The organism is Rhodopseudomonas faecalis (assembly GCF_003217325.1).
GTDB classification, from domain to species: Bacteria; Pseudomonadota; Alphaproteobacteria; order Rhizobiales; family Xanthobacteraceae; genus Rhodopseudomonas; species Rhodopseudomonas faecalis.
Window position 1 is genome coordinate 246,169 of the sequence record NZ_QJTI01000002.1, and the last position, 21,652, is coordinate 267,820.

29 protein-coding genes are annotated in these 21,652 nt (G+C 63.2%); 23 read left to right on the forward strand and 6 right to left on the reverse strand.

Features of this window, described 5'->3' with window-relative positions:
• Window positions 1-76: 76 nt before the first annotated feature.
• The 23 genes from BJ122_RS02960 to BJ122_RS03070 all read left to right on the forward strand — a co-directional run bounded on the left by BJ122_RS02960 (window position 77) and on the right by BJ122_RS03070 (window position 18,632).
• Window positions 77-1,099, forward strand: coding sequence for a major capsid protein (locus BJ122_RS02960; RefSeq protein ID WP_210205424.1), 1,023 nt, complete (start codon window positions 77-79; stop codon window positions 1,097-1,099).
• Between the two features lie 58 nt (window positions 1,100-1,157).
• Window positions 1,158-1,562: a hypothetical protein gene (locus tag BJ122_RS02965; protein WP_146227143.1), complete on the forward strand. Its 405-nt coding sequence runs from the start codon at window positions 1,158-1,160 to the stop codon at window positions 1,560-1,562.
• On the forward strand, window positions 1,563-2,357 hold the full coding sequence (locus BJ122_RS02970; protein WP_110779670.1) for a hypothetical protein: 795 nt from the start codon (window positions 1,563-1,565) through the stop codon (window positions 2,355-2,357).
• 23 nt (window positions 2,358-2,380) lie between these two features.
• Window positions 2,381-2,908, forward strand: coding sequence for a phage baseplate assembly protein V (locus BJ122_RS02975; protein WP_181418866.1), 528 nt, complete (start codon window positions 2,381-2,383; stop codon window positions 2,906-2,908).
• Between the two features lie 2 nt (window positions 2,909-2,910).
• Complete coding sequence (locus BJ122_RS02980) at window positions 2,911-3,315, forward strand: GPW/gp25 family protein (protein ID WP_110779672.1); 405 nt, start codon at window positions 2,911-2,913, stop codon at window positions 3,313-3,315.
• The gene (locus BJ122_RS02985; protein ID WP_146227144.1) at window positions 3,315-4,268 is read left to right on the forward strand and encodes a baseplate assembly protein; all 954 of its coding nucleotides are present in this window, start codon (window positions 3,315-3,317) and stop codon (window positions 4,266-4,268) included. The genes BJ122_RS02980 and BJ122_RS02985 overlap by 1 nt, the downstream gene beginning before the upstream one ends.
• 4 nt (window positions 4,269-4,272) lie before the next feature.
• Entirely contained in the window at window positions 4,273-5,523 is a 1,251-nt protein-coding gene (locus BJ122_RS02990) for a phage tail protein I (RefSeq protein WP_110779674.1), read from the forward strand.
• Between the two features lie 14 nt (window positions 5,524-5,537).
• The gene (locus tag BJ122_RS02995) at window positions 5,538-7,802 is read left to right on the forward strand and encodes a hypothetical protein (protein ID WP_110779675.1); all 2,265 of its coding nucleotides are present in this window, start codon (window positions 5,538-5,540) and stop codon (window positions 7,800-7,802) included.
• 39 nt (window positions 7,803-7,841) lie between these two features.
• Entirely contained in the window at window positions 7,842-8,132 is a 291-nt protein-coding gene (locus BJ122_RS03000; RefSeq protein ID WP_146227145.1) for a hypothetical protein, read from the forward strand.
• A gap of 4 nt (window positions 8,133-8,136) precedes the next feature.
• Window positions 8,137-9,102, forward strand: coding sequence for a hypothetical protein (locus tag BJ122_RS03005; protein ID WP_110779677.1), 966 nt, complete (start codon window positions 8,137-8,139; stop codon window positions 9,100-9,102).
• A gap of 35 nt (window positions 9,103-9,137) precedes the next feature.
• Window positions 9,138-9,989 (forward strand): hypothetical protein, encoded by an 852-nt coding sequence (locus tag BJ122_RS18940; protein WP_146227146.1) that lies wholly within the window; start codon window positions 9,138-9,140, stop codon window positions 9,987-9,989.
• A 2-nt stretch (window positions 9,990-9,991) separates the two neighbouring features.
• Window positions 9,992-10,480, forward strand: coding sequence for a hypothetical protein (locus BJ122_RS03010; RefSeq protein WP_110779678.1), 489 nt, complete (start codon window positions 9,992-9,994; stop codon window positions 10,478-10,480).
• 100 nt (window positions 10,481-10,580) lie between these two features.
• Complete coding sequence (locus BJ122_RS03015) at window positions 10,581-11,846, forward strand: phage tail sheath protein (protein ID WP_110779679.1); 1,266 nt, start codon at window positions 10,581-10,583, stop codon at window positions 11,844-11,846.
• Between the two features lie 46 nt (window positions 11,847-11,892).
• The gene (locus BJ122_RS03020; RefSeq protein ID WP_245407596.1) at window positions 11,893-12,423 is read left to right on the forward strand and encodes a phage major tail tube protein; all 531 of its coding nucleotides are present in this window, start codon (window positions 11,893-11,895) and stop codon (window positions 12,421-12,423) included.
• A gap of 11 nt (window positions 12,424-12,434) precedes the next feature.
• Window positions 12,435-12,797 (forward strand): phage tail assembly protein, encoded by a 363-nt coding sequence (locus tag BJ122_RS03025; RefSeq protein ID WP_146227147.1) that lies wholly within the window; start codon window positions 12,435-12,437, stop codon window positions 12,795-12,797.
• Between the two features lie 112 nt (window positions 12,798-12,909).
• A complete protein-coding gene (locus tag BJ122_RS03030; RefSeq protein WP_110779682.1) occupies window positions 12,910-14,988 on the forward strand; it encodes a hypothetical protein in 2,079 nt (692 codons plus the stop codon).
• Window positions 14,985-15,407, forward strand: a complete 423-nt coding sequence (locus tag BJ122_RS03035; protein WP_110779683.1) for a phage tail protein — start codon at window positions 14,985-14,987, stop codon at window positions 15,405-15,407. The genes BJ122_RS03030 and BJ122_RS03035 overlap by 4 nt, the downstream gene beginning before the upstream one ends.
• Window positions 15,404-15,625: a tail protein X gene (locus BJ122_RS03040; RefSeq protein ID WP_110779684.1), complete on the forward strand. Its 222-nt coding sequence runs from the start codon at window positions 15,404-15,406 to the stop codon at window positions 15,623-15,625. The genes BJ122_RS03035 and BJ122_RS03040 overlap by 4 nt, the downstream gene beginning before the upstream one ends.
• Window position 15,626: 1 nt before the next feature.
• Window positions 15,627-16,664, forward strand: coding sequence for a phage late control D family protein (locus BJ122_RS03045; protein ID WP_110779685.1), 1,038 nt, complete (start codon window positions 15,627-15,629; stop codon window positions 16,662-16,664).
• A 126-nt stretch (window positions 16,665-16,790) separates the two neighbouring features.
• Window positions 16,791-17,582, forward strand: a complete 792-nt coding sequence (locus tag BJ122_RS03050; RefSeq protein WP_146227148.1) for an NlpC/P60 family protein — start codon at window positions 16,791-16,793, stop codon at window positions 17,580-17,582.
• Window positions 17,583-17,631: 49 nt separating this feature from the next.
• Window positions 17,632-17,823 (forward strand): hypothetical protein, encoded by a 192-nt coding sequence (locus BJ122_RS03055; RefSeq protein ID WP_110779687.1) that lies wholly within the window; start codon window positions 17,632-17,634, stop codon window positions 17,821-17,823.
• Window positions 17,824-17,826: 3 nt separating this feature from the next.
• Window positions 17,827-18,045 carry a hypothetical protein gene (locus tag BJ122_RS03060; RefSeq protein WP_110779688.1) on the forward strand — a complete coding sequence of 73 codons (219 nt, stop codon included), beginning with the start codon at window positions 17,827-17,829 and terminating at the stop codon, window positions 18,043-18,045.
• Window positions 18,046-18,266: 221 nt separating this feature from the next.
• Window positions 18,267-18,632, forward strand: a complete 366-nt coding sequence (locus tag BJ122_RS03070) for a hypothetical protein (protein WP_210205425.1) — start codon at window positions 18,267-18,269, stop codon at window positions 18,630-18,632.
• Between the two features lie 49 nt (window positions 18,633-18,681).
• Here BJ122_RS03070 and BJ122_RS03075 read toward each other — a convergent pair whose 3' ends face one another.
• From BJ122_RS03075 to BJ122_RS03100, 6 genes are all read right to left on the reverse strand, one after another.
• Window positions 18,682-18,912 (reverse strand): hypothetical protein, encoded by a 231-nt coding sequence (locus tag BJ122_RS03075; RefSeq protein ID WP_110779691.1) that lies wholly within the window; start codon window positions 18,910-18,912, stop codon window positions 18,682-18,684.
• Window positions 18,909-19,121 carry a hypothetical protein gene (locus tag BJ122_RS03080; protein ID WP_110779692.1) on the reverse strand — a complete coding sequence of 71 codons (213 nt, stop codon included), beginning with the start codon at window positions 19,119-19,121 and terminating at the stop codon, window positions 18,909-18,911. Before BJ122_RS03080 ends, BJ122_RS03075 begins: the two co-directional genes overlap by 4 nt.
• A 14-nt stretch (window positions 19,122-19,135) precedes the next feature.
• Window positions 19,136-19,549, reverse strand: a complete 414-nt coding sequence (locus tag BJ122_RS03085) for a helix-turn-helix transcriptional regulator (protein ID WP_210205426.1) — start codon at window positions 19,547-19,549, stop codon at window positions 19,136-19,138.
• Window positions 19,550-19,590: 41 nt separating this feature from the next.
• Window positions 19,591-19,839 carry a type II toxin-antitoxin system RelE family toxin gene (locus BJ122_RS03090; protein WP_110779694.1) on the reverse strand — a complete coding sequence of 83 codons (249 nt, stop codon included), beginning with the start codon at window positions 19,837-19,839 and terminating at the stop codon, window positions 19,591-19,593.
• 264 nt (window positions 19,840-20,103) lie between these two features.
• The gene (locus tag BJ122_RS03095; RefSeq protein ID WP_110779695.1) at window positions 20,104-20,328 is read right to left on the reverse strand and encodes a superinfection immunity protein; all 225 of its coding nucleotides are present in this window, start codon (window positions 20,326-20,328) and stop codon (window positions 20,104-20,106) included.
• A 27-nt stretch (window positions 20,329-20,355) separates the two neighbouring features.
• Window positions 20,356-21,525 carry a site-specific integrase gene (locus BJ122_RS03100; protein WP_110779771.1) on the reverse strand — a complete coding sequence of 390 codons (1,170 nt, stop codon included), beginning with the start codon at window positions 21,523-21,525 and terminating at the stop codon, window positions 20,356-20,358.
• Between the last annotated feature and the right edge of the window lie 127 nt (window positions 21,526-21,652).

A 21,652-nucleotide genomic window follows, 5' to 3' on the forward strand; every position in this document is an offset into this window, starting at 1 on the left:
AACTACCAACAATCCATCCACCTGTTTGCGAGCCCCGCGGCGAAAGCCCGGGGCTTTCGCTTTTTGAGGGACAAAAATGCCCGAAATTCTCGACGTCTTCGCTGGCGACGCTTTCAGCTTTATGTCGCTGACCGCCAGCATCAACAAAATCCCGTTCGTCCCTGGCCGCCTTGGCAGCTTCGGGCTGTTCAACGAAATCCCCGTCCCGACGACGAAGATCGCAATCGAGGAAGTCGCTGGGCAGCTGAGCCTCGTTGCGCCGTCGCCGCGTGGCGGCCCCGGCGAGACCCGGCCGAAGCTGGGCCGCAACGCCCGCACGCTGAACGTGCCGCACTACCAGCTCGATGACAACATTCTCGCCGATGAGGTGCAGAACGTTCGCGAGGCCGGCCTCAATATGGGCATGCGGACTGTTGACACCTACCTGTCCGGGCGGATGAGCCTGTTCACCGCGAACCTCGACGCTACCCTTGAGCACCAGCGTGTTGGCGCAATCAAGGGGCTGATCCTCGATCGCGATGGCAACACGATCTATGACCTGTTCAGCGAGTTCGGCGTCCAGGCCGAGGCCCCGGTCAATTTCGCACTGACCACCGGGACCACGAAGGTTCGCAGTAAGTGCACGCAGGTCGTTCGCACGTTGGCGAAGAACCTCGGCGGCGTGGGCTTCAATGGCGTGATCGGTATGGCCGGCGATGACTTTTGGGACACGCTGATCGACCATGACGAGGTTCGCGAAACCTACAAATATCAGGAGGGGCGGGCGCTTCGTGACGGCGTTGCGTTCCAGACGCTGAATTACGGCGGCATCACGTTCGAGAACTACAAGGGATGGGTTGGCGGCTTCGATGGCTCGCCGGTCGTGCCGTTCATCGAGCCGAACGAATGCCGCTTCTTCCCGGTTGGGGTCCCGAACCTGTTTCAAACCTATTTTGCGCCGGCCGACTACCAAGAGACGGTCAACACCCTCGGGTTGCCCCGCTATGCAAAGTCGATCCCGTCTGACAACGGCAAATCGACCCGGTTGGAGATGCAGACCAACCCGCTGTCGATCTGCACGCGCCCGCGCGTGCTCATGCGGGGCAAGGCAAGCGCCTGATCGGTGTGCTGGCTAAAGCCTCCCGGCCGATGAGGCCGGGGGGCGCTTGGGGACTATCATGTCGCAATTCTTGGAGCGCTGGGACCGCATATCGCGGCAGATCGACGGGTATATGGGCGAGCGCGTCCGCATCACGCCGCGGATAGCGAGCGAGTACGCCGAAGGCGCGCCCGATCCCGCCCGGCCGGCGCGGGACATCAAAGCGGTGTTCTCGAAGGGGCAGGAAGCGGACCCGATCGACCGCGGCCGGCGCGGCGGCAGAATGCAGGGGTCGAGCCTGATGGCGACCTCGCCGACGACGCTATGGGTTCGTGCAGCTGTTTACGCCTCGCTCGGTTACGAGCTTGTCCGTGGTGATGCAGTCACGCTGCTCGATGCGCCGGGTCAGCCAACTTATGCGGTTTCACGCGCTACGCCGTCTGACCTTGGCGACGTAACGCTCATCCTGACAGACGAGGGCTGAATGAGCCTAGTTAATCTCGCGCTGCGGCTTGTTACGATCCATGCGCTGCGCGGCGCTACGTATGCCGACGAGCGTGTTTACGACAGCCAGATCGACGCGATTGACGAGCGCATCACAAAAGAGAAGGCGCCCGTCATCGTCGTCTATATCGATGACGACAGCTGTCGGCCAATTGGCATGGACCTGCTGGACGGGGAGCGCAATGTCTCTCTGGTTATCGAGGTCTCGGTTGCAAGCCGCGTGGAGGCAACCGAGCCGGGCGGCGCCGAGCAAATCGTCATCCCGCACACTGACCCCGGCCTTGAGGCCGCGATCAACATCATGGGCCGGCAAATCACCCGCGCTCTGGCGGCCGCCGACACCGAATGGGCGCAGCTCTGGCGATCGTTCGTCATGCGCGTCAACTCGATCAATTCCATTCGCGGCGCCAGCGCGGAAAAGGGCGTCCGCTGGGCTGCGCGGCAGATCATCATTGGTTGCGAGACGATGAGCGAGCCGGAATTCGGCGCCCCGGCAGCGCCGGGCGGCCCTTGGGCGCGTCTGATCTCTGCGCTCGCGGCGATCCCGGATCGGGAGCCGATGTCTCGCCTGATCGCCGCCGAGATCGCGACGCCGCCGCTCCCGGATTGGCGGCGCGCAGCGGCTTCGCTGGGCGTCAACCGGGATACTGCCGCAGCGATCGGCATAGCGCCGATTGATGACGCCGCCGACGGCATCGCCGCGGCAGAAATCGTCATCGAGCCGGATGACGGGGCGCAAGGCGTCACTGTCTCGCTGGATGAGGCCACGCAATGATCCCAGCGGAAGTTCTTGAGCTGATGACGCGCGTCGCCGAGATCGAGCGCAAACTTGACGGCATGTTCCGGCACGGCCGTGTCGCGGCGCGCAAATACGACGACGACGCGAAGCGCTGGCACGTTCGGCTCCGCGTCGGCGGCACCGATGCCGAGCCGATGCTGGGGCCGTGGGTGCCATATTCGCAGGTGGCGTTCGGCAATGGCGCTCTGAATGTTCATTACGTGCCGCAGGTCGGCGCCCAGATGACGATGCTTTCGCCCGCTGGCGATCCTCAACAGGCTGTCGCTATCCCGCTGACGTGGTGGAGCGATCACCCGGCGCCCAGCAAAGACCCGGGCGCGGTCGTGGCGACATTCGGCAAGGTTCAGCTGACGGTCAAAGACGGCGTGGTCGAAATCGCGGTCGGGCAGATCAAGCTGCGCGTCACGGGCGATCGTGTCGAGACGATTGGAGCGACGTTCCTTGGCCTGGATAGCGCGGGCGAGGGCGCGCCGCGGGCAAAGGTCGATCCCGACCAGCCGGCGAAACAGGTATTCGCGAAGGTGTGAGTATGGCTGGAATGGATCGCGAAACCGGCCGGCTGCTGGACGGCTGGGACCATGTTGTGCAGTGCTTGATGGAGCTGTTCACGACTGGGTTCGGCGCACGAGCTATGCGCGAATGGTTCGGGACGCTGGTCCCTAAACAGCTCGGCAACAACTTGGTCCCAAGCCTTGTCGTGAACATCTACTCGGCTATTTGCACGGCCATCGAGCTGTGGGAGCCGCGCTTCCGCGTCATCAAAATCACGCCATTGCAGACCAGCGCTGAGAAGGTGCGGCGCGGCGTGCTTGGCATCCGCATCGACGGCGAGTACCGCCCGCGTGCTTTGGAAGGCGATCTTACGCCCGAAGGGATGCGCGCTGTTCACGTTGATTGGTCCGGCGGTTCCTTTTCCGTCCGGCGCGCTACCTGATGGGGGTCTCGGTGTCGTCAACTCGTTTCGTTACTCTCGACCTGTCGCTGTTGCCCCCGGCGAAGGTGGTCGAAGAGCTCGACTTTGAGGCGATCCTTGCCGATCAGAAGGCGTGGGTGATGGCGCGATGGGAGGAGGTCCGCAAGAAGCGGCCCGGCCTGCCGGCGTTCGACACGCTCGGGCTCGAAACCGAGCCGATGACGATCATTCTCGAAAGCTACGCCTTCCGCGAGACGATCGTTCGCGGCGTGATGAACGACAAGGCGAAGGCGAGCATGCTGGCATACGCCAGCGGCAGCGACCTTGACCACATCGGCGCCGGCTACGACTGCTTCCGGCTGACGCGCTCCCCTGCGGACCCTACGGCGTCGCCGCCGGTCGCCGCCGTGATGGAAAGCGACGAAGACTATCGGAGCCGTATCCAGCTTGCCCCGAACGCCTTCTCAACGCTCGGCCCCGCGGGGGCCTATATCTACTGGGCGCGCACGGTCGCCCCGACAGTCAAGGACGCTAACCCGGTGTCCCCTGGCGTTTCCGGCAAGGCGGACGGCCGCGTGGACGTGTACGTCGCCGGCTTCGATGGGCAGCCGGTGCCTGACAGCGACATCAATGCGCTTGTGGCCTTCTTCACCCGCGAGGATGTCGCGTCGCTGACGGACATCGTGTCGGTGATCCGCGCCGAGGTCTTGGCCTATGACTACGAGGCTGTGCTGCAAATCCCCCGCGGGCCTGATCCGGCGGCGATGATCGCCGCCGCTACGGCCGCTGTGCGGGCTTACGGGGCAGAGCGGTACAAGATCGGGGCGACGGCTTACGCAAAGGCGATGGACGGTGCAGCGCTGCGCCCTGGCGCCGCCAACCTGATCCGCACGGCGCCGGCTGGCGACATCGAGTGCGGCCCCTCGCAAATCCCGTGGCTCCGCTCGGTCCGCATCACCACACAGACGATTTGATCCCATGGCACAGCCCAACCAGTTCGCGGAGCATTTGCTGCCGCCGAATGCGTCTCCCCTCATGGAGACGCTGGCGGCGGCCGGCGCGCGATTGCAGCGCCTGCCGGTGCCGCTCGATCTGCTCAAGCGGCCTTATGAGACGCCGGACGGATTTGTCCCGCTGCTCGCTTGGGAGCGCGCCGTCGCGCTGTGGAATGGCGACTGGTCGCAATCCCGAAAGCGCAACGTCATCGACGCATCGCTGCGCCTGCACTTCAAGCTCGGGACCGCCAAAGCGATCCGCGAGTATGTCCGTTACTGTGACGGCGAGGTTATCCGCATCGAGCGCCCGCCGTCGCGCGTATTCAGCGGGCCGGCGCTGACGCGCGAGGAGCGCGAGGCCTGGCTGTCTAAGCTGCCGCAGGTCCGCGTGTGGACCTTCCGCGAAGCCGGCACCGCTGCCGCCCACAAGGCGTTCCTCGGCGGCCGATCGGGGCGCGTCAAGTCGCGTCGGTTCTATATGGCCGCCATCGTTGCGACGCCATCAACTGCGCGCGATCACATGGGGCTGAAAGCTCGGTGGGTCGTCCGCGGCAAGGAAACAGACGAGCGCGTCACGGAGTTCGGGAGCCACTTCCAACTCCATCTCCGCAGCTCCGCCGGTCGTCGGGTGATGTGCGATAGGCCGTTCGCACGGCGCTACTTCGTGCCGAGCGAAGCATGGCGCCGGCTGGTAACGATCGCGCCGAAAGCGATCTCGCCATGGCGGATCGCAGTGGGGCCCACATTGCAGGCAGTCCAAGCCGAGCCCGAGCGGATTGCGGAACACGGCATCCGCGGGCGCGGCGTGTTCTCCGGCTCTGTCTATTACCGCAGCACAGGTTCGTTCCTGCGCCGCAATTACTTCGTGCCGACGACGGCGCCGATGCGCCTGTTCGATCGTTACCCCGTTTTCGACGGCTCGGTCGGCCTGAAACGCCCAAACGTTCAGTTCATGGGGACGGGGCGCTATGGCGCCCCGGCTCATTCTGCAATCATCCACGTCTCAATCCCTGGCCGCCGCAGCCGGCACGCCGCTGGCGAGGGCATTACCACCCCGGGAGCCCGCTATTGGCTGCCGAGCAATCCTGAGCCGTTCCAGCGCGTCCGCAATGCGATCTCGCTGGCGAAGCGGCTGTCCGACAAGCTCCTACTGCAATCAGGCCCGATACCGCGCTTTGTCGCCGACAAGCCGTTCCTTGCCGGCATCGACAAGTTCGTTGTTGGGCGCCCATAACGAGGTCCACCGAGATGGAAAAGAAAGTCCAGTTCCGCGACTACCAAGAACAGCAGGCCGCGGACCACACGAACTTGCAGGATTTCACCGAGCAATCGCTCGACCACATCGTCACCGATGCGGTGACGGCGTCGCGCCGATATTCGGGCTTCGGCGTCGTCAAGAGCGCGCAAGCCGAAGTGATTGTCTCGGGCGGTCGGTTCTATGATCAAGGCGGCGCTGTCTACAACCTCGCAACCCCGACAACTCAGCTGCTGGTGTCGTTCCTGCCGGTCATCGCTCGGCGGATTGTGACCGTGTCCGTATCCGGCGTCGAAGCCGACACCGATGTTGAGACCCGGGATTTCTTGACCAACGTCGATACTGGTCAGACCGAGCCGCGGGCCGTTGCTACTGTGCGGGCGCGCAACGCTGTGCTGGCGTTCACTGCCGGCGCGGAGAATGCCGATCCGCAGCCTCCCGCGATCCCTGCGAGCAACGTGGCTATCGCCAACATCCTGCTCGATCCCACGCAAGTCGTGTCGATCACGGCCCTGACGCGCAATCAGGTGGCGTCAACCGAAGGGCTCGACATGCGGGCGCTGGCGCTCGAAGCGTGGCGGTCGATCGTCCAGCCGCGCGTGGACAGCTTGGCGTCCGATATCTCGGCGCTGGCGAAACGGGTCGATATGGCTGGCAGCAACATCCACATCGTCAAGCTGTATCAGGACCTCGCGCAAGTGAAGGAAAAGGCAGGCTTGCCGCAGGCGTTCTCTCAATACGGGGCTGACTACTTCCTGTGGCCCGACACCGCGCGAAGCGACATCAACAACACCCAGAACCTTGGCTTCGATGCCGAAGTCGAGATGGGCGTCCGCTTCCCGTCGGCCAACGCCACTCAGTTCGAAATCTCGCTGTTCTCGGCCAACGATGCGAACGCCGCTTATAGCAATGGCCTGCTGCTGCCCGCATACGATAGCGTCGTCAAGCTCTCGACAGGTGATTTCTACACCGACCTCGCGCTCGGGCAGTTCGGGTGGCAAACGTACGCGCTCGAGCAAAAGCAGATGAAGGTTGAGCGGTTGCGTTACGGCGGTCGCTATGCGGTCTGCTCGAACGGGTCGCAGTGGCAGACGGCATCGGCTACCGGCGACGCGCCTTACTGGTTGCCGAACTTCTCGACCTATCGCTCGGTGGCTGCCGTCGGCAATAACGGCAACTACAGCCATCTCATCGAGTATTATGACTATTGGTGGCACGACAGTTGGGCGGAGCCGTATTGGGAGCTGAAAACCGTTGAGCATAAGATCAGCGGTGCCCAGGTCGCGCAGACGTTCCTTAACTCATCGGATATGTGGGCGACGGGGCTCGACTTCTATGTCACGTCAAAGGCGGCAGCCGAGGACATTTGGGTAACGCTCTGCGAGGTGACCGGAGGGCAGCCCGATTTGTCCAAGACGCTCGCGCACGTTGCCTATCCGCATGCGAGCATCGTCGCTGGCTGGAACACGGCTCAAATCCCGCCGACCTTCCTCTCGAAGGGGGGGCGCTATGCAGTTGTGTTGACCACTGGCGCAAACCACAAGGTCGGGATGACCAGCGGTCAGTCCTATTTGGACGGGACGTTCTTCTACAACACCGACGGCGTGTACTTCCTCGGCGATCTGACGAAGGATTTGATGCTCCGTGTTCGGGCGGCCAAATTCCGCGCCGCCCAGGTGACGATCGAGTTTGGCGTAATCAACTTGGACGGCGGCCTGCGCAACATCGACATCACTGCGCAGCAGATCGTCCCGGCATCGACTGACCTGATCTATGAAATCCGAGCCAATGGCTCGGGTGCGTGGCAGCCGCTGACGAAGGAAAATCTCACGGCACTGAACGGCGCCCCGGCGCTCTGCCAGTTCCGCGCTCGGTTCAACGGAACTTCTGATGTGCAGCCCGGCCTTCGGCTGCCGGGGTCGCGGGTGTACGTGTCGCGTCCCAAGACCGCGTTTCGGCACATCGCTGCCCCCGAAGTTCTGGCGGCGCCTTCCAGCAACATCACCGTCAAGTATCTGTTGGAGGGGTACGACCCGACGCCGCACACGTTCTCGGGGCAGTTGCGTGTCGGGGGGCAGTACGTCAGCCCGGCGACGACCACGGTGACGCTCGTTGACGCATCGGTGATGCGCTACGAGGTCGTGTGCAACTACACCCTTGCAGCGCCGACCTCCACGTTCTCGATCGTGTCGGTAGGAACCACCAATTCCCCGGCGACCGTCTACCACATCGCGGAACGTGTTTTCTGGGCGCTGTAGATCGGCGCCCAGCCAATCAAGAAAGCAGAGGAGTGAGAAATGGCAAATGAAAGCGCTGCTGCCGGCCCCCAGCAGGCTGCAGGGGATACGTCGCATCTTTCGGGGGTAATGCCCCAGCGGGCGGCAATGGACGCGCTGCTCGCCGATGCTGCGGGGTTGAGCAAGGTTCCGGCCAAGTTCGACCCGGCGGCGACATATCGGGTGAAGCTGTCTGGCCTCGCTGTGCTGCCGTCCGGCGCGATCCTACGCCCGATCAGCGATGTGGTGGTCAGCGGCGAAGTCGCGGAGCTGATCCGGGACAAGATTGCGGGCGCGAAGAAGATCGGGTGATGTGATGCAGCGGTTCGATCAGCTTTACCGTGTGTGGCGTGGCGATAACCTCGGCTCCGCCGAGTTTTGGAACGTCCGGCTCAAGGACATCGACATCCGCCTTGATGCGCGGGAGCGCGACGCAGAGAAGATCGATCGGGCTGCCCAAGAACTGATTGCTATCGGAATTCAGCGGGTGAACGTCACGTTCAACCCGCTGATCCAGCAATCGCAACAGGCGATGGCTGACGCAACGCAGCTGCTGCATGATGCGCAAGCGGCCGTCCAAGTCACGATCAACGAAGGCGCCTCCAACTTCAACGCAGCAATCGACGCGGCGAACGCCAATCTTTCAGCCTTCATTTCCGAGGCAACTGAACAGCTTGGCGCCGCGCTGGCGGGCGGGGTCGATGCGGGGACGATTTCATCCCCGCGCCCCCAGAAGATCAAGTTGCTGCGATCGACCATCCAAGGAGAGGTGCCGACTAGTTTGGGGAGCGGCGAGGTCGCGATCAACGAAGCCGACAACAAGCTGTTCTGGCGGAACGTGGGTGGCGAAGTCTGCTCGCTGCCGCTGGCGACTTTGTTGTCAGTAATCAAAGACGCTCCGGCGTCATTCGACACGTTCAAGAAGGTGGCTGACGGCCTTGCTGCGCGGGTGCTGATTTATGGAAACCAGACGCTTCAAGGTGGATTTGCTGCGACGAGTGGAGATGTCGGGTCGATCTCGGGCGGCTCCTACAAGCCGATCCCGGCGACGGGCAATTTCCAGCACATCGTCAACAACGGAGCGCACACCCTGTCGCCGCCGGATGCGCCCGGCTCCTTCGTTGTCGAATACACCAACGGCGCCTCTGCTGGGGCGCTGACGACATCCGGCTTCGCAAAGGTCACTGGCGCATCTTACACCGCGACAGCCGGGCACAAGTTCTTGATGTTCATCACTCGCACCAACAGCGCGAGCCACCTGCATATTCAGGCGCTCCAATGACATTCCCATTTCCGGCCTTCTGCCCAGGAAACTCTATGCCGGCGCCGTTTTCGTTCGCGAATGTTGTGAACGCGCCGAAGTCGGCGACGGTGATGAGCGGCGCGATAGCGCCTATCGGATACGATACGCCGGCCGAGGTGGCCGTGGTTGGCGGTCAGGTGCGGATCAATGGCGGCGCATGGACGTCGCTTGTCACCTATATCGCCCCGGGCGAGACAATTGAACTCAAGCTTACCACACCAAACGCCTGGGCGACGCAGGCATCCGCCACGGTCACGATTGGCGGACGAAGTTCGACGTGGTCTGTAACGACCGGCACCGCGTCGAGCGGCAACTGGGACAGTGGCTGGAAGTCCGGAACGTGGAATATCAGCACGCCTCAGTTCTTTAGTTGGTTTCGAGTTCAGTTGTGGGGGCCTGGCGCTGGCGGTGGCGGCGGCGGCGGGATCGGCGCCGGGTGCACGAGCGGCGGTGCTGGTACGAGCGCCGGCATTGCCCGCTTCAATGGCGGGCCATATGCCACTGGCGGCGGTTATGGAACGGGCGGCCAATGGGCAATCCCATCCGCTCCGCGCGGAGCTAACGGAACGACTTCTGGCGTCGGAACTGGTGTTGGTGGGGACACCAACACCAGTGGCGGTGGCGCGCTCGGTGGTGGCGGCGGTGCAGGCGGGGTTTGGGGCTCCGTTGTCGGCGGGACAGGCGGAACAGGCGGCAACGGAGGCTATTGCTCGAAGACGTACTATTGGGGCGAAATCGCGGCGCTGCTGTCGTGCCTTGTTGAACTCGGCGCCCCAGGCGTCGGCGGTCCCGGTGGCTCTGGTTATATCGCCGGGGCGTCCGGGGCTGGTGGCGGGTACGGCCGCTGTTATATCGATTGGGGTTAGTGATGACGAAGGATGGCTTTGCTCTGATCCGTGATGCTGATCACACGGAGATCGGGTGGTGGGAGGTGATCCCGGCGCGGATCGAAATCCCGGGCAGTGCTGACGTTGTATTTGGGGCAGAACCGGGCTGGTCTGGCGCCGGCTATTCAATCAAGCCGCGAACGCGCGAATTTGCAGACCCACCAGATGTTGACCCGGCGTTGCCGCGTCCCATCGTCCCGCTTTCGCGCCGTCAGTTCTATGAGGCACTGGCGCGGTCGCAATACATCACCGAAGCCGAAGCCCTTGCGGCCATGGCCGGCGTGATCCCGGCGCCGCTTGGCGCGGCCGTCGATGCGCTCGCCGAGCAAGAGCGTTTCACGGCGCGCATGTTGCTCGCTGGCGGCGCGGAATTTCGCCGCGACCATCCTCTGGTCGAGATCATCGGCGCGGCGCACGGCCAATCGGCGGCGCAGATCGACGCCTTCTTCCAGCAAGCGGCGGCGCTGTAGACGCCGCAAACTAACTGCACGCCGGGACATCCGTTCCGACGTGGACCGAACCTGGGCCGCCTGATGGGCGGCCTTTTTTTATGGAGTAGGAGCCCCCCAGATGACCGAGCCCACGTTCGGTATTAGCTTCTTGCGCGACGACAATGAGCCGCGCCCGGCGGTGACCGCCGATATGTCTGTCGTTGGCCTGTTCGGGCCGATGGCCGATGCCCAGGATGGCATCCCGATCAACCGCGCCATCACGTTCAACTCGGACGACACATCGGTGCTGAACGCGCTTGGCAGCAATGATGTTGCCGATGCTGTGCGCGGGATCAACGACCAGCTCGCCGACTTCCAACGGGCGGCGCGCGTCGTCCTTGTGCGCACCCCGGCGTCCACTTCCGCTGATCCCGCGACAAAGATCAACGAGAACATCGGCAGCGCTGTTGGCACGCAAGCCGAAGGGAGCGGCATGTACGGGCTGCTCAAGGCCGGCCCCGCGCTCGGCGTGATCCCGCGGCTTATCGCGTGCCCGGGGCTGACCGGCCATCAGACGGCAGTCAATGAGGCGAACCTTATCTGCGCCTCGCTGCCGGGTGTGTTGGCGAAGCTGATGGCCGTCGCCGCTGTCGATGGCCCGGCCAATTCGTTGCAGGGCTTCACCAACTGGCGGGAAACCATGCAGAGCGAGCGGTTGATCCCGATCGAAACTGCGGTCAAAGCAGGCAATGCAGACGGCACCACCAGCGTGCGGCCGGCGTCTGGGCGCATCCTCGGCGTTGCGGTTCGCCGCGATTTCGAGAAAGGCGGCTTCCCGTTTCACTCGTGGGCTAACCAGCCGGTCCAGGGCATTGCTGGGCCGAACCGTCCGATCGATTACTCGCTGACTGACGGGGCGACCGAGGGCCAAGAAATCCTCGCTATGAACGGCGGGGTGATCGTGCGCGGCGAGATGGGCGTCGATACGGCAATTTCTGACAGCGGGTTCGTGTTCATCGGCACCGATACCTGCTCGGCAGATACGTTGTGGCAATTCTACAATCAGGTTCGCGGGCGCGATTTCATCCACCTGATGTTCCTGCGCACCCTGCGGTACTATCTCGGGCGCTTCAACATCACCGGACACGCCATCCAATCGGTTCTCAACACGATGTCGTTCGCGCTTCGCGACCTGAAAGCCGACGAGCATATTCTCGGTTACACGGTCGGGTTCACGAAGGACAAGAACTCGCCGGAGAATATCCGAAAGGGGCGGTTCTGCGTCCGCTTCGCGGCCGAGGAGCCGCCGGTCTTCCGTCATCTGACGATCCAGTCGGCGCGCTACCGCGAAGCGCTGAACGCGATGCTCGATGACCTGCTGACCCAGCTTGAGCTTGCTGCATAGCGCTGCAAATCATCTTTCGAACTAATCGGAGACTACAGTGTCCACGATGTATCTCATGGAAGCCGTGAACTTGTTTTGCGGCGACGAAGACCCGACCAAGTCCAAGCATCTCACCATTGCTGAACTCAAGCTGCCGATGCTTGAGGAGAAGTTCGTTGATCACCTGCCCGGCGGCGGCCGGGCAGGTGTCGAGCTTGGCATGAACGTCCTCAGTAAGCTGACGCCGACGTTCAAGCTCGCGGGGTGGGACCCGGACCTGCTGTCGCAGTTCGGCCTCGGGTCGCGTGTGCGCAAAGTGTACACGGCATACGGCGTGATCCGGGACAAGCGCGCAGGCGTTGCGCTTGAGAGCAAGGCGATCATTGAGGCCCGGCTCGGCAAGATCGACCCGGAGGCTTTCAAGCGCGGGGAACTTCAAGGCCACGACTACGCGCTGAATGAAGTGTTGCACTATGAGCTTTGGTTTCAGGACAAGCGGAAGTTCATGTTCGACTTCTTCACGAACGTCTGGGAAGTGGATGGTGTCAGCCAGTTCGCCGCCGAGAACGCGATCCTGCGCATCCCTGGCTCTATCTAAGGGGCATGGCAATGACCGAAGTTTCGATGATGCCGCAGCCTGACGCCGACGTGGCTGCGGTTCGGTACGTCTCCGACAAGCCGCGCTCGCGCTCGATCCCGCTGGAATTCCCCGTCGAATACGATGGGAAGCGTTACGATCAGGTGACGGTCAGTCGCATGACCACGGCGCAGGTCGCTGACTTCATGGCGGCGGTTCACGAGCAGGGCGGCAAGGCGAAACTGCCGATGTACGATTGCCCGCACGAGCTGCTGCCGCATCTCGATGCGGACGACGGCGAACGCGTTGATGCGGCGGTGATGGATTTTTTGCCCCGCGCACTGCGGGAGGCCGGCGCCTCGCTCCCGCAGACTGGCGATGGTTCGTCGCGGTAGTCGCCCGCGCGCTGCATACGCCGATCCCGGCGCTTATGGCTATGGATTGGCTTGAACTACTCGCGTGGTATCAGGACGCGAGCGAGCTGATCGGCACAAAGGACTGCTGACCATGGCGAGCCAAACCGCCCAACTGATCCTCCAACTCGTTGACCGGCTGAGCGGACCGGCAGCCAATGCAGCCAAGAACCTCGGTGGCGTCGAAAAGGCGTTGCAGGGTATCGGCAAGCAATCGAACGGCATTCGGGGCTGGGGTTCGTCCTTCCAGGCCGAGCTTGATAAGCTCAAGCTCGCGCCGGCCCAGCTCGCGAAGGTCCGCGCGGAATGGGAGAAGTTGCAGCGGGCTTTGACCGGCCCGACACCGCTCAAAGCCAGCGTGCAGCTCGGCGCGATGTCCGAATGGCAGCGCAACATGCTGTCGCATCTGCGCTCCGTTCGCCGCGAGGCGGACAGCACCGGGACATCGATCGCGAAGGCGACGAAGTTGGCCGGCGCCGCTTTCGCGGCGTCGGGCGGCGTCTATGGGCTCGGGCGGGTCGGGCGGAATGCTGCCCGCAACGCATCGACCAACATGCGCGAGGGCGCGCGGGACTATCTGGCGGGTGTTGATCCGCAAGTTAGTGCAGCGCTTGCCGCTCGGGCGTTGCAGCTTTCCGGCAAGTACTCGTCGGTGGATATGGCGACCATGCACGCGCAACTGCGCGAGGCCGGAACGTCCATGCGCGATTTCGGCAAGGCCATGGACCTGTCCGAAACGATTGCGAAGGGCTTGGTTGTTCTGCAATCGCTCAAGGGCAAAGAGCAGGCTGTCGAGGAGAACCAGCGGTTTTTCCGAGCGCTGGACACGCTCGGCAAGAACCAGGACCCGGCGCAGATCGCGCGGTATTACGACGCATATATTCGCGCGCTCGGCTGGGAAGGCGCCGAGTTGAACATGGGCTCGCTGTTCGAGGTCGCGAAGATGTCGAAGTCTGCCGGCCCCGGCCTTTCCGAGCGGTTCTTGATGGCAATCGCACCGGGCCTGATGGGCGACATGACGCCGATGCGCTTCGGTACCGCGCTGGGCTCCACGCTCGCCCAGGTGATCGGCGATCGGGCGACTAAGCGGGCGAAGGCTGAGCAGGAACGGTATGGGCTGCGCGATGCGAAGGGGTGGAAGGATCAGCAATTGATCATGTCCGACCCCTTCCGGTACTCGCTTGAGAAGCTGATCCCGGCGCTACAAAAGCGCGGGGTGAATACTGACGATCCGATCGAGGTGGCTAAAGTGTTGAACAAGATTTTCAGCAACCAGATCGTCGCTGACTTGTTCACCAAAATGATCACTCAGCGCCAGCAATATCAGGACAAGGAGAAAGCCTATGAGGGCGCCCCTGGTCTGAAAGCGGCAAAGGAGCTGCCGGCCAAGGACCCGTTCGTCGCGTGGGAGGGGTTCATGGCGTCGATGCGCAACTTCGCATCGGTCGTTGGTGATCCGATCATGGGGGTGGCCGCAACCAATCTTGAACGATTGGCTGGGGTGATCAACAGCATCAGTTCGTATCTGTCGGCGAAGCCAGAACAGGCGGCTGCGGTAGGGGGCGGGCTGCTTGCCGGCGGTGCTGCTGCCGCGGCCTATGCGGCCAGCAAAGCGGCCGGGATCGCAAAGAGCCTATTTGGCGGCGCTGCCGGCGGCGAGATTGCAATTGGCGAGGCGGCGGCTGGTGCTGGTGTCGGCCGCTGGCTTATGCGGCTGCTCGGCCCGCTGGGCTGGTACTTCGGCATGACCGGGGAGGCAAACGGCGGCGAGGTGCCCTTCTATAAGCGCGACGGCAACGGCAACGTTGTGCCGAACACTGAGCACCCGGCGCTGAAAGGCGGCGCGCGCCCCGATGGCTCGGCCAGCGTTTGGGAGGGCGGCGCAAATCCTATCCAGGGGCTGACCGGGCAGGAAGGCCGCGCCGCGGCGATCGGGCAGAACGTCGGGGCAAGCTTCACCCAGGCGATCAATAGCGAGCTGGATCGCGCGGAGGCGCTGATCCGCGCGCGCGTCCAGGCGATGGTCGGGACGCTGAGCTTCACGGCGAGCCCGAAGATCGCACCGCAGTTCGCCCCCGCGCCGGCAGGCGCTGCCGGCGGCTCTGCCGAAGCGCGCCGGACGGCCGGCTATTACGGCGCACACTCCGATTACGACAAGGGGGCGGCACGATGACATTGATGGCGTTCGGGCCGGTGGCCTTCGAGGTCTATCCGCTCAACCCGCAAACGACAGACCGCGCGACAGAGGCAGGGTTTGTCGAAAAGCAGGTGATCGGCCGCCGGCCGCCGCTGGAATTCGTCGGTGATGGCCCCGAAGAATTCAACATCAGCGCTCGGCTGTTTCCGGCAAAATTCGGCGGCATGTCATCTCTGGCGGTGCTCGACGCGATTAGAGCGTCAGGCGTTCCGCACATCCTGATCCGCGGCGATGGAGTGCCGCTCGGCTGGTTCTGCCTTGTGCAGGTCCGCGAAAAATCGACGTATCTAGACCCTGCCGGCGTCGGGCAGATCATTGACGTTGACGTGTCCATGAAGCGGGCCGACGCGCCCGGAGCGCAGGGATACGTCGCAGCGCTGATGAGGTTGCTATGACCACGGAAGACGTCACCGTCAAATCGGAAGGCATGACCGTCTCGCGGATGATCTGGCGGCGTTATCGCCGCCGGATGCCGGGGCTCGCTGAGCAGGTGTTCGCCATCAACCCTGGGCTGGCGGCCGTGTCGCCAATACTGCCGGTGGGCACAACGTTTAAGATGCCAGTGGTTAGTGATCAGCCGCAGACCGTCAAAGTTATTCGCCTGTGGGGTTAGTATGGCCGACCAATCGCTCTACCGCATCGTGGTTGGTGGGCTTGATATCAGCGAGAAGGTCTTCCCGATCCTCCACAGGCTGTCGGTGACGGATCAAGCCGGCACAACAAGCGACGCCGCCGAAATTGAGCTCGATGACATCGGGGCACAAATTGCCTTCCCGGATAAGAGCGCCGATATCGCGATCTGGTTGGGCTGGCGATATCGCGGCATCGCCCCCGTATTCCATGGGACCGTCAGCGATGCGCGCTCAGTCGGTGACAGGGGCGGCGGGATGCGGATGGTGATTAGCGCCAAGGGCGCCGACACCAAATCCAAGGTCAAGCAATCGGTCGAGAAGCATTGGGACAAGAAGCCGCTTTCGGCGGTGTTCCAAGATGCTGCCCGGCTTGCCGGCCTCACCGCGATCGTTGATCCCAAGCTCGGCAAGATCGAGCGCCCTTATTGGGCCATGAGCGCCGAGAGCTTTTTGCATTTTGGGCATCGGTTGTCAGAGGAGATCGGCGGCACGTTTAAGGTCGTCGGGAAGACGGCGATCTTGGCCGCGCGCAACGGCGGCATCTCGGCGTCCGGCATCGCGCTCCCGACCGTCATCGGCCGGCGCGGCGGAAACCTGATCGATTGGGACGTGTCGCCGATCGTGGGGAGGCCCCGCTACAATCGCATTCGCGTCCGCTGGTACGACACCAAGGCGGCGAAGTGGCGGGAGGAAAAGGTCGAAGTCAACGACATGGATGCCGAGGCCGAGCAGACGATGCGCTGGACGAGCGCCAATGCCGACGAAGCGAAAGGGCACGCCGACAGCGCTGCGAAGGAAAGTGAGCGCAACAAGGGCGGCGGCACAGCCACCATTGATGGCGACATTACTGCACAGCCCGAGGGGGCTTTCGCATTGGTTGGGGCGCGCCCCGGCGTCGATGGCCTCTACAAGATTGACAAAGTGCAGCACGAGCTATCCCGCAGCTCCGGCTTCACGACGCGCCTCGACATCAAAGCCCCAGCCGGCGAGGCCGGCAAAGACAACCGCGGCAAAGACTAAGCCGCCACCATCACAACCAGCAGAGCGAAAAGGGCCGCCCCATCGGGCGGCCCTTTTGCTTTGCGCAAGCGGAGAACCAAATTGGTGGACCAGCCTAATGCAACTGCCAGCCGATCAGGGGCGCCCGTGGTCGGCAGTATTTCGGCGCTCGTCGCCGCGGATGGGGCTTTGTCGCTTGGGGACAGCGGCATTGCCGTCAAAATCCTGCAAAAGCGGCTCGCGCTCCGGGGCTACGGGCTCACGGGTACCGGCTATTTCGGCAATCTCACCGACATCGCCGTGACCGACTATCAACTGAAGCATGGGCTCAAGCCTGACGGCATCGTTGGCCCGGTCACTGCGCGATCGATCGATGACGAGAACGCGTCAACCCCGACGACGCCGCAGGTTGTGAAGCCCGCGGCGGGCGGGCGCCCTCCCTGGCTGATCTATGGGCTGTCGCTGCTCGGTACGAAAGAAGGCGCCGGCAGCAAAGACAATCCCGCAATCATCGATTGGGCCGAGGAGGAGGGCGGCGACATCGCCGCAAACTACAAGCACGACGCGACGCCGTGGTGCGCGCTGTTCGCGAACCACATCCTGACCAAGTGCGATCTCAAAGGCACCGAAACGCTTTGGGCGCTGGACTTCGCAGGCAAGTGGCCGGCGGTCCGGCTGTCGGGTCCAGCGCTCGGCGCCTTCGCGCCGATGAAGCGCCCCGGCGGGGGGCACATCACCGTCGTTGCTGGGAAGACCAGCGCCGGCCTCATCGCGGGCTTGGGCGGCAACCAGGGCGATGCCGTGAGCATCCGCGGCTTCCCGCGCGATCGGCTCGACCGCGGCTTCTGGTGGCCTGCGAAGCACCCGCTGCCGACCCGCATCGGCTTCGACACGCTGCCCGTCGTCTCGACGGCCGGCGCGTCGATCAACGAAGCCTGACGGCTTCCCGTGCGCCCGGCCGGCTGCCGGGCAGTCAAAGGAGAGACCTATGTTCACGAACTGGAAAACGACCGTCGCCGGCATCGGCGCCATTCTGCTCGGCGCAGGCCACATCGCCACGAACGTCGCGAACGGCACGTTCACTGGCAACGAGCTGTTCGCTGATTTCGGCGCCATTGTCGCTGGTGTCGGTTTGCTGTTCGGCAAGGATTGGAATGTGACCGGCGGCAAGGCGTCCTAAGCCATGCCGCTGTGGCTGACTGCTCTGTTGCGGCTCGTCGCTGATTTCCTCGCGCGATTTGCCGCGGACGCGCGCCGAGACGAGGAATTGAAGGCGGCCGGGCGCGCAGAGCAGCGAGCCGCAGATCAAAAAGCCGCGGCGGACGCAGAACGGCGATCCGCCGCGGTCGCTGAAAAGTCGGTAGCTAAGGCCGCCGACGATCTCGAAAACGGAGAGTTCTGAGATGATCTGCGTGGGGCTGCTCATCATGTGGTGCGGGGCCGCGGAGGCGGCCCCTGCGCCGGCCATTCGCTGTCCGCCGCTGGCGGTCTACTCGAAGCGAGATCAGCAGGCTGCTGCGCGAGAGGTGCGGGCCATGCCGCACGGCTCGCGGGCTGCCCGGCTGATCGCTGACTATGGGACGCTCCGCGCCCGCTGCCGGGCGATCGCGGGAGGGGATGGCAGTGGACGTTGACCAATCCGCCTTGAAGGGCTGGTTCGAGCTGCTGTTGGCTGTATCGAGCGTTGGCGGGACGATCGCTGCGCTACGTGTCACGGTTACCTTTCTCAAGGCAGAGTTTGCGGAGCTCAAAAAATCAACCCGCGCCGACATCACCGGAATTCAGACCGAGATCAAACAGATCGGGCAAATCCTGATCACCCAGGCCGACATGCGCGGCGAGATCAAAGTCCTTGAGACGCGGATTGACGCGGCTGAACGGGACATCCGTGACCTGCGGATTGGCGGCCGCCCGCCATCATCAATGCCTCCCCCGACCTGCGGCCGGGAGATTGCCCCCACAAATCTGGCCCCCAGGCCCCGGCCATAGCGCCGGGTGTCCTGGGGGCCTTTTTTGCGTTTTAGCTCCCCCATCGGCCTCAATGTCGCTGCGGGCGCCATCGCGGCAAAGGGCTGCCGGATTGTGTGTCTTCGGGGATGGTTAGCGGCTCTGACGGATCATCGCTAAGGACCAAAAAATGGTCGAGCCACCAAACCTCGTCGCCGCCGTCTGATGCAGCGATGCTATCGGCGGCGGCGAATTTGGCCGGGAGCCAGCGGCCTTTATACTCGACCTCTACGAGTTCGCCGTCGCGCGGGGTGTCGGTCATAGCCCCCTACCTCCCAAATGCAGCGGCTTCTCTTCCCGCCTGATCTTGGCCCGCAATTCGGGGTCCGCAATATAACGCTCGGCCTGGTTATGGGCGGCGAACCAGCGGACCTTGATGCCATTACAGCGGACGACCCAAAGCGGGGGCTGCAACGCTGCGTCGCGCTCGGGGTCAATTTCGTATGCCTCGTTGGGGTCGCCGTCGATCATCGGTGGCGTCGCCGCTATTGCGCTGCCTTGCGCTTCGCGCGGCTGCAAACAGGGGCATCGGCGACAACGAGGTCATCGATTTGCACGCCGAGAACGTATGCGATCTTTCGCATGGTCTGGATGTCGCCGCTCTTGCGGCCGGCCTCGATCTCCGAAACATAGCCTTGGGCGAGGTCGGCGCGCTGCGCCAGCGCGGCTTGGGTCAGGCCGGCCCGCTTGCGGTAGAACGCCAGCGGTGATTTTGCCGCCAGCAGCTCGTCCATCTCCGCGCTGGTGAGGAGCTTTTCTTCCCCGCTGCTGATGCGCGCCATCAGTCGGCTGGCAGTCGCGATGTCGGCCGCGTCCTCGACGGCCGCAGCAGCGATCAGCTCGTCATATTCCTTGCGGGCAAGGATCACAATTTCGTCGCCGTTTGGCGCTTTCGTCATTACGGGCATGTTGTCTCCTTAGTCGTAAGTCGGTCAGTCGGTCAGTCGTAAATCTCGCCGCGCGGGCCAATGTCGAGCACTGTGATCGCGTCTGCCGTCTCGTTGAACAGCACTCGGTAATTCTGAACCCGCAGCCGGCTAACGTTCCTGCCGGTCAATGATTTGACGTTGCGGGCCTGCGAGGCGGGGTCTGCCGCATATTGTTCAATCTTGCCGCGGATCAGCTTGGCCTTGTTGGCATGGCGTAGCAGGGCGCGGGCGGCGGTGGCTGTGTAGGCAATCGATTTCATGCCCTAAATATTGCTTAGAGCGATAATTTTGTAAATAGCTCTCGGCGATATTGCGGGAGATTTTTTGGCCCTCTGAAAACTCCAATGCCAGGGCGCTGTTCCAGCGCTGGCGATCGCCGCGAGATCAAAGACGCGGATGGCCGGGGCTGGCCCGGCCATGGCGTGCACGGTGATTGGTATCAATTGCCGGGTATTAAGTGCATTTTTTGCACAGAAGTAGCCGGAAGCCGGGCGGCACGGCCTGCCGGGTAACGCCCGGCCGCATCAGGCTTGCGCTTTCGGCGCTGTCCGGTCCGCCAGCGCCCACACGAACGCCGCCACCCATCCAAGGAATGTCCAGCCGACGAGGATGTTCAGCGCGGCGATTGCGCTGGTGCGTTCCGCGCCGCGCCGCGCCGCAACAATGGTCGGGAGGAAATAGACGCCGAAGATGGCGAAGCCGATGACGAGCCCGACGATCCACGCCTCGATCTGTTCGCCTGAGAGCATTTTGGTCTCCTATCAGTTGCGCCGGCATCATACCGCTCGCAGCCTGGGACGCGATGCTGCCAAAGGCGAAACCTTCTCCCGATCTGGCGTGCATACGATGTCAAGCCATTTCCAGCCGGCCCATTTGTCGCCGGTCTGCCGAATATGGGCGTAACGCTTGAGCGAGGTCCATGATCGATGTCCCGAGACGGCGGCAGCTTGCGGGATATTCCTCCCCAGCTCGAAAAGCCGGGAGATGCCTTCGTGCCGGAGGTCGTGGAAGTGCAGGCGCTGCTCGTCAGGCATGTCGATGTTGTTGACGCCGGTAAAGATGCCTGCCCGCGTGAATGCCGCGCTGATCGAACGGGATTGGACCTTGTTGACCGGGGCGAAGATGTACTCGGAGGTCCGCGGCATGGACAGGGCGATCCGCAGCGCCTCGGGAGGCAGGTCGCACCACGTATCGTTGCCGATCTTTTCGCCTGGGTTTTTCATGTCCCGCACCAACATCCGGCTTCCCTCTACGTCGAGGTCCTCCCATTTCGCGCGGGCGATCTCGTCCAGCCGTCGCGTTGAGAAAAGCGCGAAAGGGACGATTTTGTGCATGGGGGCTTTATCTGGCAGCCGCTCGGAGCACTTGACGAAGTAGCGCATCAACACGTCGAGCTCATCCAGGGTGGGGCGCCGGTCGCGCTCGCGCGAGCGGCTGATGGCGCCAAGACGCTTAAGAACCTTGATGGCGTCCACCATCGCTTGAGGATCAAGCTCGAATTTCCAGGCCGGGCGGGCGATGGCGAACACCGATTGGAGGTGGGACAGGTAATTGCCAACTGTCTGCGGCTGCCGGCTGCCGGTCGTGAGCAGTTCCTGCGCATATTCCACGATCACGGCGCTGTCGATATCTCGACATTGCATTTTCGCGATGCGGTGCTTTTGGATCACGCGAAGGGTCGCGATCTTGGTGCGGCCGATCTTTTTGACGCTGGTCGAAATATACCGCTCGATCGCGTCGGTGAGCCGGCCCTCAGTCAAGGCGGCCGCGGCAAGCGCGCCGGGCTTTGCCAATTCCTTCTCGCGCTTAGCGATCCATTCCGCCGCCGCCTGCCTTCGGTCGAAGGTGCGGCTCTGCCTGAACGCCTTCCCGTCCTTCATGATTGCGATTTTGGCTAGGTATGCCATTGAGCCGTCCGCCCGTGGCCGATTGAGAATGCTCCCCATCTGGTACAAGCCCCTAATTTGGCTTGGTACATGCCATCCCAGGTATTTGGTACAGCCGCCCAAGCTCGGTACAATGTACTGAATAAGGGGGGAAATGACCGGAAATGGCAAGTTACGCTTCCAAATA

Coding starts and splice junctions, on each gene's coding strand:
- BJ122_RS03085 (WP_210205426.1), bottom strand. CDS start 19,549: ATGACGAAAGCGCCAAACGGCGACGAAATTGTGATCCTTGCCCGCAAG.
- BJ122_RS03080 (WP_110779692.1), bottom strand. CDS start 19,121: ATGATCGACGGCGACCCCAACGAGGCATACGAAATTGACCCCGAGCGC.
- BJ122_RS02960 (WP_210205424.1), top strand. CDS start 77: ATGCCCGAAATTCTCGACGTCTTCGCTGGCGACGCTTTCAGCTTTATG.
- BJ122_RS03075 (WP_110779691.1), bottom strand. CDS start 18,912: ATGACCGACACCCCGCGCGACGGCGAACTCGTAGAGGTCGAGTATAAA.
- BJ122_RS03005 (WP_110779677.1), top strand. CDS start 8,137: ATGCAGCGGTTCGATCAGCTTTACCGTGTGTGGCGTGGCGATAACCTC.
- BJ122_RS03000 (WP_146227145.1), top strand. CDS start 7,842: ATGGCAAATGAAAGCGCTGCTGCCGGCCCCCAGCAGGCTGCAGGGGAT.
- BJ122_RS03055 (WP_110779687.1), top strand. CDS start 17,632: ATGTTCACGAACTGGAAAACGACCGTCGCCGGCATCGGCGCCATTCTG.
- BJ122_RS02990 (WP_110779674.1), top strand. CDS start 4,273: ATGGCACAGCCCAACCAGTTCGCGGAGCATTTGCTGCCGCCGAATGCG.
- BJ122_RS03025 (WP_146227147.1), top strand. CDS start 12,435: ATGACCGAAGTTTCGATGATGCCGCAGCCTGACGCCGACGTGGCTGCG.
- BJ122_RS02980 (WP_110779672.1), top strand. CDS start 2,911: ATGGCTGGAATGGATCGCGAAACCGGCCGGCTGCTGGACGGCTGGGAC.
- BJ122_RS03100 (WP_110779771.1), bottom strand. CDS start 21,525: ATGGGGAGCATTCTCAATCGGCCACGGGCGGACGGCTCAATGGCATAC.
- BJ122_RS03035 (WP_110779683.1), top strand. CDS start 14,985: ATGACATTGATGGCGTTCGGGCCGGTGGCCTTCGAGGTCTATCCGCTC.
- BJ122_RS03020 (WP_245407596.1), top strand. CDS start 11,893: ATGTATCTCATGGAAGCCGTGAACTTGTTTTGCGGCGACGAAGACCCG.
- BJ122_RS03040 (WP_110779684.1), top strand. CDS start 15,404: ATGACCACGGAAGACGTCACCGTCAAATCGGAAGGCATGACCGTCTCG.
- BJ122_RS02970 (WP_110779670.1), top strand. CDS start 1,563: ATGAGCCTAGTTAATCTCGCGCTGCGGCTTGTTACGATCCATGCGCTG.
- BJ122_RS03015 (WP_110779679.1), top strand. CDS start 10,581: ATGACCGAGCCCACGTTCGGTATTAGCTTCTTGCGCGACGACAATGAG.
- BJ122_RS02975 (WP_181418866.1), top strand. CDS start 2,381: ATGACGCGCGTCGCCGAGATCGAGCGCAAACTTGACGGCATGTTCCGG.
- BJ122_RS02995 (WP_110779675.1), top strand. CDS start 5,538: ATGGAAAAGAAAGTCCAGTTCCGCGACTACCAAGAACAGCAGGCCGCG.
- BJ122_RS02985 (WP_146227144.1), top strand. CDS start 3,315: ATGGGGGTCTCGGTGTCGTCAACTCGTTTCGTTACTCTCGACCTGTCG.
- BJ122_RS03090 (WP_110779694.1), bottom strand. CDS start 19,839: ATGAAATCGATTGCCTACACAGCCACCGCCGCCCGCGCCCTGCTACGC.
- BJ122_RS03060 (WP_110779688.1), top strand. CDS start 17,827: ATGCCGCTGTGGCTGACTGCTCTGTTGCGGCTCGTCGCTGATTTCCTC.
- BJ122_RS03095 (WP_110779695.1), bottom strand. CDS start 20,328: ATGCTCTCAGGCGAACAGATCGAGGCGTGGATCGTCGGGCTCGTCATC.
- BJ122_RS03030 (WP_110779682.1), top strand. CDS start 12,910: ATGGCGAGCCAAACCGCCCAACTGATCCTCCAACTCGTTGACCGGCTG.
- BJ122_RS02965 (WP_146227143.1), top strand. CDS start 1,158: ATGTCGCAATTCTTGGAGCGCTGGGACCGCATATCGCGGCAGATCGAC.
- BJ122_RS03010 (WP_110779678.1), top strand. CDS start 9,992: ATGACGAAGGATGGCTTTGCTCTGATCCGTGATGCTGATCACACGGAG.
- BJ122_RS18940 (WP_146227146.1), top strand. CDS start 9,138: ATGCCGGCGCCGTTTTCGTTCGCGAATGTTGTGAACGCGCCGAAGTCG.
- BJ122_RS03045 (WP_110779685.1), top strand. CDS start 15,627: ATGGCCGACCAATCGCTCTACCGCATCGTGGTTGGTGGGCTTGATATC.